Genomic DNA, 13,138 nt, shown 5'->3' with positions numbered 1-13,138 from the left:
GCCGGGGCTTCGACTTTCAAGGTCTTGTTGGTGGAGGCGAGGGAAACGCCCAGATCGTCAGGCTTGACGGTCTCCAGCGGCTTCTTCTTGGCCTTCATGATGTTCGGCAGCGACGCGTAGCGTGGCTCGTTCAGGCGCAAGTCGGTGGTAACGATGGCTGGCAGGTTCAGTGCAACGGTCTGCAGGCCGCCGTCGATTTCACGGGTGACATTCAGCTTGTCGCCAGCCACTTCAACCTTGGAGGCGAAGGTGCCCTGAGCGAAGCCGGTGAGCGCGGCCAGCATCTGGCCGGTCTGGTTGTTGTCACTGTCGATGGCCTGCTTGCCGAGGATGACCAGCTGCGGCTGCTCCTTGTCGACAACGGCCTTCAGCGCCTTGGCCACGGCCAGGGAGTTCAGTTCGTCAGCGGCTTCGACCAGGATGGCACGGTCGGCACCCAGGGCCAGGGCGGTACGCAGTTGCTCCTGGGCAGTGGTCGGGCCGACGGAAACGACGACGATCTCGGTCGCAACGCCTTTTTCCTTCAGGCGTACGGCTTCTTCCACGGCGATTTCGCAGAAGGGGTTCATGGACATCTTGACGTTAGCAAGGTCGACGCCGGAGTTGTCCGCCTTGACGCGAACCTTGACGTTGTAGTCGACCACTCGTTTGATTGCGACCAGCACTTTCATAGGCAGGGATACTCTGTGTTTGAGCAATGGCAACGAATGAAGAACACGGGGGTCAGATGACCCCTGAATTGCGCAGTTGCTGAATACGTTCTTGGGGCAGGCCGAGTTCGGCAAGGATGCCTTCGCTGTGCTGGCCCAGTGCGGGGACCGGGTCCATGCGCGGTGCATAGGCGTTGCTGGTGGCCGGCGGCAGCAGGCTGGGCACTGATCCGGCGGCAGTGTCGATGCGACGCCAGCGGTCCCGGGCTTGCAGTTGCGGGTGGGCCCAGACACCCTGCATGTCATTGACCTTGGCATTGGCGATGCTGGCCCCATCGAGGCGCCGGATCACGGTGTCGAAGTCCAGCGCAGCAAAGGCCTCGACGATCAACCCGCGCAGCGCATCGCGATTGGCTACGCGTTTGAAGTTGGCGCTGAAGCGCTCGTCTGCGGCCAGCTCTGGCTGCTGCAGCACCTGTTCGCAGAACAGCTGCCACTCGCGCTCGTTCTGCAGCCCCAGCATGACGGTGCTGCCGTCGCCGACCGGGAAGGGGCCATACGGGTAGATGGTCGCATGCGCCGCGCCCGCACGTGGTGGTGGTGCGGCGCCCTCGTAGGCGTAGTAGAGCGGGTAGTTCATCCATTCCACCAACGCCTCGAGCATCGACACTTCCACCTGGCTGCCGATGCCGGTTTTCTCGCGCAGGAGTACCGCCGAGAGGATGCCGGTGTAGGCATACATGCCAGCGGCGATGTCTGCGATCGAGTTACCGGCCTTGGCCATCCCGTCTTCGCCCGGCCCACCAGTGACCGACAGAAAGCCACCTTCGCTCTGGATCAGCAGGTCGTAGGCCTTTTTTTGTTCGTAAGGGCCGCCTGCGCCGTACCCGGAGATATCGCAGACGATCAACCGGGGGAAGCGCGTGTGCAGCGCCTCGAAGGTCAACCCCAGGCGCGCAGCTGCACCCGGTGCCAGGTTCTGCACAAGCACATCAGCCTGTTCCAGCAACTGATCAAGGATGTCGCCGGCGATCTCCTGCTTGAGGTCCAGGGCCAGGCTTTCTTTGGAGCGGTTGGTCCACACGAAATGCGAGGCCAGGCCGTTGACACGCTGATCGTAGCCCCGGGCAAAATCGCCACTGCCAGGGCGCTCCACCTTGATGACCCGGGCGCCCAGGTCGGCTAGCTGGCGCGTGCAGAAGGGCGCCGCGATCGCGTGCTCGAGGCTGATGACTGTGATCCCGTCAAGGGGGCGGATGGACTGGCTCATGGTGGTCGTCTCTCTTGTTATGGCAAGCCCTCGTGGGTAACGGGGGGCAGTCCGGATCAGAACGAGCGTGGCAGTTCCAGCAGGTGTTCAGCCACATAGGACAGGATCAGGTTGGTCGAGATGGGCGCAACCTGGTACAGGCGGGTCTCGCGGAACTTGCGCTCGACGTCATATTCATTGGCAAAGCCGAAGCCGCCGTGGGTCTGCAGGCAGGCGTTGGCGGCCTCCCAACTGGCTTTGGCGGCCAGGTACTTGGCCATGTTGGCGGCCGCCCCTGCGTTGCGCCCGCTGTCGTATTCGGTACAGGCGCGCCAGCGCATCAGGTCGGCGGCTTCGATCTCGATGTGGGCTTCCGCGATGGGGAACTGCACGCCCTGATTCTTGCCGATTGGCCGGCCGAACACCTCGCGGTCACGGGCGTACTGGCTGGCTTTCTCGACAAACCAGCGGCCATCGCCGATGCATTCGGCGGCAATCAGGGTGCGCTCTGCGTTGAGGCCGTCGAGGATGTAGCGGAAGCCCTTGCCTTCTTCACCAATCAAACTACTGGCTGGGATTTCCAGGTTGTCGAAGAACAGCTCGTTGGTCTCGTGGTTCACCAGGTTGGCGATCGGCTGCACGGTCAGGCCGTTGCCGATGGCCTCGCGCAGGTCGACCAGGAAAATCGACATGCCATCGACTTTTTTCGTCACCTCGGCGAGCGGGGTGGTGCGTGCCAGCAGGATCATCAGGTCTGAATGCTGCACCCGCGAGATCCACACCTTCTGGCCATTGACCACGTACTTGTCGCCCTTGCGAACCGCAGTGGTCTTGATCTTGGTGGTGTCGGTGCCGGTGGACGGCTCGGTCACGGCCATCGATTGCAGCCGCAGTTCGCCGCTGGCCAGTTTGGGTAGGTAATAGCGCTTCTGCTCGTCGCTGCCGTTACGCAGCAAGGTAAACATGTTGTACATCTGGCCATGGATGGTGCCAGAGTTGCCGCCGCAGGCATTGACCTCTTCGAGAATGACCGAAGCCTCGGCCAGGCCCAGGCCGGAACCGCCGAACTCCTCGGGAATCATCGCCGACAGCCAACCCTCGTCAGTCATGGCCTTGACGAAGGCTTCAGGGAAGCCCTTTTCCTCGTCGATCTTGCGCCAGTACTCGGCCGGGAAGTCGCCACACAGGGCACGCACCCCCTCGCGAATGGCGTTGAGTTCTTCATTGCTGTTGTTGTCGTGCATCATCATTCTCCTGGGTGGGCCGGGCCGGCAGCGTCATCGTGGTTCGGCGGCCGGCCGGCCCTGTAACACGGTCAGATAGGCGCAAAGCCCAGAGCGGCGCGGAAGCGGTTCTTGATGTAATAACCATCGCGCGGCGGCAGTACGCGGGGTGGGTTCTCAGCCTTGATTTTCACCGTCGCCAGCTTGACCCCGTCACGGTTGGCGAAACGCTCGCGCAAGGCATGCACACCGTCCATCTCACGAATTTCCTGAGTCCAGGCGAAACCGCAGGTGTTGGCAACCTGGTCCAACTGAATGCCGAAACCGGCGTGGCTGACCTGCATGCCTGTCTCGCCGAAGTGGCCGTTGTCCAGTACCACGATGGTCAGGTTCTTCGGCTGTTGCAGGGCAACGGTGGCCAGGGCACCAAAACCCATCAGCAGTTCGCCGTCACCGGTGACCACCACCACGCTTTTGTCTGGCTGGGCATTGGCAAGGCCCAGGCCTACGGTGATGGCGCTGCCCATGGCGGCCCAGAGGTAGTAGTTGTTGTCGTGATCGCCCGCCGCCATCACATCATAGGAGGCAGAGCCCAGGCCGGTGACCACGAGCACATCGTTGCGATCGGCCAGCAAGGTACGGACGACTTCACGGCGGCACAGCACGTGATTAGCGCTTACTTGACCCATTTCTTTTCTCCGATCAGACGCTGGCCAAGCAGCAGGGCGGTGGCGGCATCGCCATTGAAGGCCATGGTGGCAGCGCCGTGCAGCAGGGGGGCTACGTCCTCTGGCTGGTCGGCGCGCCAGGTCATCACCTTCATCAAGTTGAGGGAGGCTTCGGTGGCTTGGCCCATGGGGTTCTGCCAGGCGTTGAACTCGGCCCAGTCGCCACGCATGGTCACCACCATCAGCAGCGGGAAGCCGGCGCAGTTCTGCAGGGCAAGGGTGTTGATGCAGTTGCCGACGCCACTCGACTGCATCAGCAGGGCGCCGCGTTCGCCGCCCAACCAGGCGCCGGCCAGGTAGCCGATGCCTTCTTCTTCGGTGGTCAGCACAACGGCCTTGATATCGGGGTCCGCGTAGGACATGCGGATGGCCGCCGAGTGGCCGGCATCCGGGACGAACACGACGTGCTTGACGCCGTGGGCCTTGAGAACGCGGAACACGTCCTCTTGCCAGTTCTGTTCAGCTTCTTGTGATGACATGGGGTCTCTCCCGGCAGTGCTGCTTTTGTTTTTCCTCATCATGGGGGGAGTTGCCGTGCACGACGACTACCGTTTTTTTCTTTGAGATATGCCGTTGCGGCATAGGTCGGCTCATGCAACGGCAGGTCGACGCTCGCTGCGACCGCTCGCCGCATAGGGTCAGGCATGGCTCGGGCAGGGGAAGCTGGCGTTATAGAAAGCGGGCATAGCTGATAGACACCAGCAGCGCTTATGGGGCATCGGCGAAGACGTTAGGTTGTCGACTCGATCGCGGCCGAGCCGCAGTCGAATCAAAACAACAATAAAATTGGGGGTCGTCGATGTTGTTTCGTTACCTGCGCACGCTCGTCGGGTGGCTCACTACAGAGCCGCCATTGGCCGATACGCCATCCTCACCATGCCGGTTCCGGCACCTTGCACTGTCCTATTTCGTTCCGTAATGCACTGCCCAGGCAGTGTCGGATCTTATTGCTTGAATACAGGTGCTCAATGAAACGCAGACTACCGTTGGCGGGCTGGATACTGCTGGCCATGTTTCTCGGTGTGGTGATCGGCTACGTCATTTTTCTCACCAGCCCGGACAAGGCCGCCGCTGCCCATACCGCGGGCTACATCTCGGTGATATCGGATGTGTTCCTCAGGCTGATCAAGATGCTGATCGGGCCGCTGGTGTTTTCCACCCTGGTGGTTGGCATCGCCCATATGGGCGACGCTGGTGCGGTAGGCAGGGTGTTCGGCAAGGCCATGATGTGGTTCATGACAGCCTCGCTGCTGTCGCTGGCGGTCGGCTTGATGATGGCCAACATTTTGCAGCCGGGGCTGCACCTGGCACTGCCGCTGCCGGACGCCAGCGAAACCACTTCGCTGCAGACCTCGGCCTTTACCCTCAAGGCCTTTGTCACCCATCTGGTACCCAGGTCCTTCGCCGAGGCCCTGGCCAACAACGAAATCCTGCAGATCGTGGTGTTCTCGCTGTTCTTCGGGGTCGCCCTGGCGGCGCTGGGCGAAAAAGCCAAAGGCCTGGTGCGCCTGACCGATGAGCTGGCGCAGGCCATGCTGCTGATCACGGGCTACGTCATGAAGCTGGCGCCCTTGGCAGTGATGGCGGCCATGGCCGCAACGGTGGCGGTCAACGGCTTGTCGATCCTGGCTACGTTCGCGGTATTCATGCGCGACTTTTATCTGGGCTTGCTCTTGCTCTGGGTGTTGCTGGTGCTGGCCGGCGCGATGTTCCTGGGCCGGCGGGTGTTCGCCTTGCTCGCACTCATCAAGGAGGCGTTCCTGCTGGCGTTCGCCACCGCCAGCTCCGAATCGGCGTATCCAAAACTGCTTTCGGCACTGGATCGGTTCGGGGTCAGCCGCAAGATTTCCAGTTTCGTGATGCCCATGGGCTACTCCTTCAACCTGGACGGTTCGATGATGTACTGCACCTTCGCCGTGCTGTTCATCGCCCAGGCGTACGGAATCGAGATGACCCTCAGCACCCAGATCCTCATGCTGCTTACCTTGATGCTGACCTCCAAGGGGCTCGCCGGGGTGCCTCGGGCATCGTTGGTCGTGATTGCCGCAACCCTGGTGCAGTTCGATATTCCTGAAGCGGGGCTGCTGTTGATCCTGGGGATCGACACCTTCCTCGACATGGGGCGCTCGGCTACCAACGCCGTCGGCAACTCGATCGCCACTGCGGTAGTGGCCAAGTGGGAAGGGGAGCTGCAGGAACCGGACGCACAGCCGGCGAGCCCACGCGCCACTGACCCGGAAGTAGAGCGTTCAACAGCTTGAGGTCGGCGCTTGGCGGGCACTGGAAACCTGCGGGCGACTGCAGCGGGTGGAACAGGGCATTCATCCGTGCGGCCACACGTGTGTGGCCAGCCCGAGGGGTTCGCATGGGGTTCTAGCTGCTATGCTCAAATGCTATAGCTGGCGCCAGAGGCTGTCTTTAGACTGTCAAACACGCCGTTTCAGAGGCGCTCCTTTCCTTGCCAGTGGTTGACCGATGGACGTAACGCAACTCAAAACCCTGATCCACGTGGCTGAACTGGGCAGCTTGAGCAAGGCGTCGGACCGGCTGCATGTCGCACAACCGGCATTGAGCCGGCAAATACGGCAGTTGGAAAAGGAGCTGGGTGTTTACCTGTTCGAGCGCCATGGCCGTGGGATGGAAATCACTGCGGCGGGGCTCGAGGTGCTTGAGCGGGCCACCCGCATCATGAACGAGCTGGAGTCCATTCGTACTTCGGTCGCTGGCGGGCGCGCGGCCTTTCGCGGCATGGTCGCCATCGGTACCACGCCGACGATCGCCGAGATCGTCACCGTGCCGCTGGTCAAGCGCATCTGCGATACCCACCCGGACCTCTCCATTCGCTTCTCATCGGCCTTCAGCGGCTACCTGCTCGACTGGTTGCAGCGCGGCGAGCTGGAGTTGGCCATCTCCTACGATCCACAGCCGCTGCATACCCTGCGCATCGAACCGGTGATGATGGAAAACCTTGTGTTGGTCGGCCCTCCCGATTCCGGGCTGACCCTCGACACGGCGATCCCTTTCGCGCAGTTGACCAGTGAACCGATGGTCCTGCCCAGCCCCCGCCATGGGCTGCGCAAGATCATGGACCAATGTGCCTTGGAGCGCGGATTCAAGATCACCACCAGCGTCGAGGCGGATTCGTTCGGTGCGATGATCGACCTGGTCCGGAATGGCTTTGGCTACACGGCATTACCCTTGGCGTCGATCTACTCGCGCTTGAATGACGGCACGCTGTGCGCCGCACCGCTGGTCGACCCCACGCCCATGCGCAAACTGGTGTTGGTATTGCCCGCCGACCGCCAGGTGAGCCCGGCAACCCGCTATGTCGGCCAGACCTTCGTCGACATCGCCTCGGAATTGGTGGCCGAAGGCATCTGGGCAGGGCACATGCTCTGAAGCTGCAGCCAGCTATTCAATCGCGGCATAGCTGCTAGAGGGCAGCGGGTCTGGCCGCTCCCCAGACGAGGGCGTAGTTTTGCTCGGGAATAAAAGTCAGTGCGCTTTCGCTGACTTGTAAAATAATAGATCCCAGAAGGTGCCACTCATGATCCGCGTTCCATCGCCCTGCCTTTCACCGCTTGCTATCTCCCGCCACGACTCCACGCCGATCCATCGAACGTAAACCAACGCTGTCGTTCATGCCTTGCGTTTGCCCAAGATCTGGAGTTACCCATGCACGCCAACAATAACAATCCCGCTGCGCCTGATATCCGCAACCTGACCAACCGCCAACGGATACGCGCCATACTCGGTGCCTGTTCCGGCAACCTGGTGGAGTGGTACGACTTCTTCATCTACGCCTACACTTCGATCTACTTCGCAGCCCTGTTCTTCCCCCAGGGCGACCAGACCACACAGTTGCTGGCGACCGCCGGGATTTTCGCCGTGGGCTTCTTCATGCGCCCCCTGGGTGGGTGGATCTTCGGATACCTGGCCGACACCCGTGGTCGCAAGTTTTCCATGATCATCTCTGTGTTCCTGATGTGCGGCGGCTCGCTGATGATCGCCCTGCTGCCCACCTACGAATCCATCGGCATGGCTGCTCCAGTGCTGCTGTTGGTTGCCCGCCTGATGCAGGGGCTTTCGGTGGGTGCTGAATATGGCACCGGGGCCACCTACATCAGCGAGATTTCCCGCAAGGGCAAGCGCTGCTTCTTTGGCTCGTTCCAGTACTTCACGATCATTGCCGGCCAACTCCTGGCGCTGCTGACGGTGGTGGTGCTGCAGAATGTGCTGCCGCTCGAAGATCTCAAGGCCTGGGGCTGGCGGATACCGTTCTTCATCGGTGCGGTCAGTGCACTGGTGGTGGTCTACCTGCGCCGCTCAATGCTGGAGACAGCCCATGCCCAAGGCGCGAAACACAAGGAAGCCGGCTCGATCAAGGCGCTGATGAAGCACAAGAAAGCCGTGCTGCTGACCATTGCCATCACGGCTGGTTGCTCGCTGCACTTTTACACGTTCTCTACCTACATGCAGAAATACCTGGTGGTGTCGGCCGGCTTCGACCCCTCGACGGTCAGCTTCATCATGACCGCCGCGCTGGTGGTGTTCATGTGTCTGCAGCCGGTGTTCGGGATGATCGCCGACCGGATCGGCTCGCGTAACAGCATGATTGCCTTCGGCCTGCTGTCGAGCCTGTTGATCGTGCCGTTGCTCACGGGCCTGAAGAGCGTCAGTAACCCTTACGAAGCCTTCGCGCTGGTTATGCTCGGGCTGCTCATTGCAGCGTTCTATACGCCGGTGACCGGCGTGCTCAAGGCTGACCTTTATCCCGCCACCGTGCGCGCACTGGGGGTGGGCTTGCCTTATGCACTGGGCAATGCGCTTTGCGGCGGTACAGCCGAGTACGTGGCGCTGTCGTTGCGCGGGGCGGGGGTGGAGTCGTACTTCTATTACTACGTGGCGGCCATGAGCGCCATTACCCTGCTGGCAGCCGTGCTCATGCCAGACTTGCGCAAGCATGGTTACCTGGATGGCACCGGCGCGGTGGAGGAGCACACCGGCCTGCGCAGCGGCCCTGCGTACTCCAACGCTCGGGGCTGAGCCCCGGCCACGCAAAAGCCGGGTCTGCATGCAGCCCCGGCTTTTGTTTTCCCATCGCACTCGCTGGCCACCCGATTCCCGCCGGTAGAACGGTGTTTTAACCTCAGAGCAGGATGTAGTCGCTGTATTGACGCAGCCCGCCATGTGCACCTTCGATCAAGTGCACATAACGCCCGCCCACCAGGTCGACTGGCAGGCAATCGTCTACCTCCAGTACTGCATCGGTATGCGGCTTGAGCCAGCCTGCCTGCATGCGTTGCTTGCCCAGTTGCTTGGCCTGGGCCTTGTCCCTGGCCACTATCAGCAAGTAGCGGTGCGCCTCGCCAAACACCTGCGGCTCGTAGCCGCCCAGGTTGATGAAGAACAGCCGCGGATCATCCGGGCCCGGCGCGAGCTGGCTGAATGTGACACGGTAGCGATCGATACCGTCGACTTCCAGCCACGAGTCGATGTGCAGGCCCGCACGGCTGCCGAACCAGCCTTCGCGCAGTTGCGGGTATGCCTGCTGCAGGGAGTTTGCCTGCGCGAACAGCACGTCGTGTACCTCGATACTGGCCCGGGGGTGGCGGCCACCGAGCATGACTACGTACAGCATGAGCAATTCCTTCTGGGGGGGCAGGGGACGCGTTCCGGGAAAGTGTCAGCGTTGCTTTGACGGGCAAGGCGGTGAGGCTGACCTGACTGTTTTTCGATACCGACCTGGACCGTGACGTTGTCTGCCAAGGAGTAAGCGTCACGCTGCACCACGCTGAGGGGTTTGGGTGCGCTGGCGAGTTTCAGCGTCACTGGCCATGTGATCGAAACGGGTTCTTCAAATCCGTTGAGAGCGTGTGGAGTTTGCCAGCCAGATCGGCATGATGCCGCCCTATTTTTCACATTTGGATAGCATGGTTCTGGGGGCGGTATTCTTGAATGGCAAAAACAAAAGTGTACCCCCAAAATTACCCTCGATACCCCCAGCAGAATGCGCGATCGAGAATGGCGATTTCTGACAGATGTCGAGCTGGTGCATATTGTATTTCAGTGTATTGCCATGGTCTCGCGGCTGCTATCGAGCAAGACTGCCCACGTGTGGCCGTTGAAAAAACGTTCTGGCCTTTATTCGTTCTCGGAGACGCCGATCCGGTACGCCCGGCCGACTGGTGGGACCTACACCTGATGCTGATAGCGAAGGCTTGATTCCTCAAATCACCGTGCGAGGTTTCCAAGCACAAACCCCATGCTTTCAAGCTCAAATCTGCATTTGCATCAGGCATCCCGAGTTCGGCGCACTGGCCAACGTTTCCAGCTGAAGTGCATGGCGGGCACTGGTAATGAACAGTGTGGTGCCATCCTCTCCACCGAAGCACAGGTCGGTCGGGCTCGGCACCGGCAACCCGATCATACGGTCCAGGTTACCCTCGGCATCGAAGCGCGCCAGGCTCCAGCCTTCCAGTTGTGTGGTCCACACCCCCCCTTTGCTATCCAGCGCGAGCCCGCCCAGGCTGCCGCCGCCACGGGGCAGCGTCGCCAGCCGGCGCACGCTGCTGCTTCCCGGTTGCAGCAACAGAATGTCCCCGGCCTCAGGTGCCAAGGCATAAACCGCGCTGCCCCTGGCGTCCCAGCGAAACGCACTGACCGGCTCCGGCAACGACCAGCCATGGCGCAGCTCGCCCTCGGCGCTGAGCTCACCGATCAAGCAGCCGTTACCGCTTCTGGCGCACGCCCAGAGCGCGCCAGACGGGTGGTTGGCCAATGCCAGCAGACGACTGCCGAGCAGGTCCTGGCGGGGATGCTCGTTGCCTTGCCAGTCGATCAGTGTCCAGCCGCCGGCTTGGGCCACCAGCAGGCCGTCAGGGTGCAGCTCCATGCCGCGTATCGGCAGGTCGAGGCGAGTCAGCAAGCGACTGGACTGGCCGTCCCAGCAATGGATGGCTGGCGCCAGGGTGTCGGCCCAGTACAGCAGGCGCTGGCCCGCGTGCCAGCGCGGGAACGCGCCGTGAAACGCCCAGGGGCCGGGCAGCACGCTGAGCTCGCCGTTGGCGCGCGGGGTGGTGACCGGGCGCAGCTGCTCACCGACCCGACGCGCCGCGTCAGCCAGTTCCGGGCCGAGCAGGGTCAGGCGCTCCAGCGTCAGGCGGTAGGCCGGCCCGGCCACGCTCAGGGCACCGCGCACCAGACCTTGCTTGTCGACGATCGGCGCAGCGACGCAGCGGATGCCCAGACGGATTTCTTCGTCGTCCAGGGCATAGCCGCGCGCCTGGGTAATCTGCAGGTCGGCCAACAGGCGGCGGCGGTCGGTAATGGTCAGCGGCGTCAGCGGTGCCAGCACCAGGCCCTTGAGAATGTCGTCGCGGGCGGCGGGGGAGAGCGCGGAGAGGATCGCCTTGCCTTGGCCAGTGCAGTAAACCGGCTTGCCCTGGCCGAGGCTGGCAGCCGAGCGCTGGGTGTGGGCGCCTTCGCAGCGTTCCAGCGACAGCACCTGGTTGCCGTCGAGCACCGCCAGGTAGGAGGTTTCGCCGGTCAGGTCGCGCAAGGCACGCAGTTCGGCGCTGGCGGCAGCCACCAGGTCCGGCTCCAGGTAGGCATTGCGGACCATCTCCAGGTAGTTGAAGCCCAGGCGGTAGACCTTGCGGGTGGGATCGCGGCGGATCATGCCGCGCTCCACCAAGGTGGCGATGATGCGGTACAGCGTGGTGCGCGGCAGCGGCACCTGCTCGGCCAGCTCGGCCTGGCTGATGCCGGTGGCGGTTGCGCCAATGGCCTGGAGCACGTCTAGGGCCTTTTCCAGTGCGGCGGTGCCTTCACCTGTTTTCATCGTGGATTCCCATCTGCTGGAACTCTGCTGGCTGAGTGCCAATTTTGCCCCTTTTTCGAACAGTTTTCCGCCATAGAATCGGATTCAACAGGGCCTGCAGCGAACAACTGTTCCATATGTTGGGAATTCGCCCTGGCCACCCATCGGATGAACTCGCGAGGAGAACCTACAACAATGTCCGTCATCCACAACTATGCCGATGCCCATGAGAGCGTCTCCGGTAAACAGGTCGTTGTCAGCGACGAAGTGCTGGCCAAGCTGGCCACCTGCAGCAGCGGCTCGCTGACCACCCAGCTGTTCAAGCGCGGCTTCCGCCAGCCGGCGCTGGTCGGCCTGCGCGCCATGTGCCGCGATGCCAAACCGTTCGCCGGGCGTGCCTTCACCATGCGTTTCATCCCCGCCCGTGAAGACATCGACACCTACTCGACCATGACCACCAAGCCCAACGACGACAACCTGCAATGGGTGGGCGTGGAGCAGATCCAGCCGGGCGACGTGCTGGTGATCGACAGCCGCAACGACCCGGCCGCCGCATCGGCCGGCAACATCCTGGTGACCCGGCTGCTGGCCCGTGGCGCCAAGGCCATTGTAACTGACGGCGCTTTGCGCGACGGCAGCGAGATCGCCGCTATGCACCTGCCGGCCTATGCGCGTGAGATCACCGCGACCACGCGTATTTCCTATCACCACGTGGCTGATCTGCAGGTGCCGATCGGTTGCGCCGGCGTTGCCGTGTACCCGGGCGACATCATCGTCGGCGATGCCGATGGCCTGACCGTAGTGCCGGCGCATCTGGCCGAGGAGCTGGCCGAGGTGTGCAGCGTGCAGGACGACATCGAAGGCTACCTGGCCATGCGCATTGCCGCAGGCGAAGCGCTTTGGGGCGTGTACCCGCCGAGCCCGACGTCGGTGTCCGACTACCACGCCTGGGTCGCCGCCGGTCGCCCGGCCATCCCGTCGATCATCGACCGCGAGGAGGGCTGAGCCATGGCCGAGCACAAGCATGCGCAACTGATCCGTCGCTACTTCGACGCTTGCAACGAAGGCGACTACGACAAGCTGGTGTCCTGCTTCACCCCGGATGCGGTGCACTACTTCCCCTCGGGATTACCGGAAATCCCGTGGCGCACTGCCGACACCATTGCCCGCAAATGGGTCTGGTGCGTAGAAAACCTGGGGTCTCAGTGGACCATCGAGAAGATCCTGGTCAGCCACGACAGCAACGAAGCGGTGATCGAGTGGACGCACTGGAAAAGCAAGCTGGGCACGGCCTTGCGTGGTGATGAGTGGTACGTGTTCGACGAGCAGAGCGGGTTGATCAAGGAGATCCGCGCCTATTACGCCTCGCCTGCAGACAAGGACGTGGTGATCAACGAGCTGGTCGATTTCGATTATGTCGGCCGGGGATATCACCTGGAGCCGAAGGCGCGTTAAGGCCACTGGCC

Annotated in this window: 12 protein-coding genes; 5 read left to right on the top strand and 7 right to left on the bottom strand. The window is 62.3% G+C overall.

Features of this window, described 5'->3' with window-relative positions; translation table 11 throughout:
• From E8E68_RS08515 to E8E68_RS08495, 5 genes are all read right to left on the bottom strand, one after another.
• The coding region (locus tag E8E68_RS08515; RefSeq protein WP_280340678.1) for an electron transfer flavoprotein subunit beta/FixA family protein at positions 1–671 on the bottom strand (671 nt) is incomplete at its 3' end.
• Between the two features lie 52 nt (positions 672–723).
• Positions 724–1,920: a CaiB/BaiF CoA-transferase family protein gene (locus E8E68_RS08510; protein WP_180688121.1), complete on the bottom strand. Its 1,197-nt coding sequence runs from the start codon at positions 1,918–1,920 to the stop codon at positions 724–726.
• Between the two features lie 56 nt (positions 1,921–1,976).
• Positions 1,977–3,143, bottom strand: a complete 1,167-nt coding sequence (locus tag E8E68_RS08505) for an acyl-CoA dehydrogenase family protein (protein ID WP_180688120.1) — start codon at positions 3,141–3,143, stop codon at positions 1,977–1,979.
• Between the two features lie 71 nt (positions 3,144–3,214).
• Positions 3,215–3,811 carry a thiamine pyrophosphate-dependent enzyme gene (locus E8E68_RS08500; protein ID WP_266034944.1) on the bottom strand — a complete coding sequence of 199 codons (597 nt, stop codon included), beginning with the start codon at positions 3,809–3,811 and terminating at the stop codon, positions 3,215–3,217.
• Positions 3,799–4,329, bottom strand: coding sequence for a thiamine pyrophosphate-binding protein (locus E8E68_RS08495; protein WP_266034941.1), 531 nt, complete (start codon positions 4,327–4,329; stop codon positions 3,799–3,801). The genes E8E68_RS08500 and E8E68_RS08495 overlap by 13 nt, the downstream gene beginning before the upstream one ends.
• Before the next feature lie 489 nt (positions 4,330–4,818).
• Between E8E68_RS08495 and E8E68_RS08490 the strand changes: the two genes are divergently transcribed.
• From E8E68_RS08490 to E8E68_RS08480, 3 genes are all read left to right on the top strand, one after another.
• Positions 4,819–6,111 (top strand): dicarboxylate/amino acid:cation symporter, encoded by a 1,293-nt coding sequence (locus E8E68_RS08490; RefSeq protein WP_266034938.1) that lies wholly within the window; start codon positions 4,819–4,821, stop codon positions 6,109–6,111.
• A gap of 214 nt (positions 6,112–6,325) precedes the next feature.
• On the top strand, positions 6,326–7,249 hold the full coding sequence (locus E8E68_RS08485) for a LysR substrate-binding domain-containing protein (RefSeq protein ID WP_266034936.1): 924 nt from the start codon (positions 6,326–6,328) through the stop codon (positions 7,247–7,249).
• A gap of 276 nt (positions 7,250–7,525) precedes the next feature.
• Positions 7,526–8,896: an MFS family transporter gene (locus E8E68_RS08480; protein WP_266034934.1), complete on the top strand. Its 1,371-nt coding sequence runs from the start codon at positions 7,526–7,528 to the stop codon at positions 8,894–8,896.
• A gap of 103 nt (positions 8,897–8,999) precedes the next feature.
• Here E8E68_RS08480 and E8E68_RS08475 read toward each other — a convergent pair whose 3' ends face one another.
• Together E8E68_RS08475 and E8E68_RS08470 are read right to left on the bottom strand one after the other, a co-directional pair.
• Positions 9,000–9,491, bottom strand: coding sequence for a DUF1543 domain-containing protein (locus E8E68_RS08475; protein WP_266034932.1), 492 nt, complete (start codon positions 9,489–9,491; stop codon positions 9,000–9,002).
• Between the two features lie 636 nt (positions 9,492–10,127).
• Positions 10,128–11,693, bottom strand: coding sequence for an IclR family transcriptional regulator C-terminal domain-containing protein (locus E8E68_RS08470; RefSeq protein ID WP_280340673.1), 1,566 nt, complete (start codon positions 11,691–11,693; stop codon positions 10,128–10,130).
• A 174-nt stretch (positions 11,694–11,867) separates the two neighbouring features.
• Between E8E68_RS08470 and E8E68_RS08465 the strand changes: the two genes are divergently transcribed.
• Positions 11,868–12,677, top strand: coding sequence for a ribonuclease activity regulator RraA (locus E8E68_RS08465; protein WP_280340671.1), 810 nt, complete (start codon positions 11,868–11,870; stop codon positions 12,675–12,677).
• Positions 12,678–12,680: 3 nt separating this feature from the next.
• On the top strand, positions 12,681–13,127 hold the full coding sequence (locus E8E68_RS08460; RefSeq protein ID WP_027608974.1) for a nuclear transport factor 2 family protein: 447 nt from the start codon (positions 12,681–12,683) through the stop codon (positions 13,125–13,127).
• The last annotated feature ends 11 nt before the right edge of the window (positions 13,128–13,138 follow it).

This window comes from Pseudomonas sp. BN607, assembly GCF_029871175.1.
Taxonomy (GTDB): Bacteria; Pseudomonadota; Gammaproteobacteria; order Pseudomonadales; family Pseudomonadaceae; genus Aquipseudomonas.
This window is presented reverse-complemented; position numbering and strand designations above follow the sequence as displayed.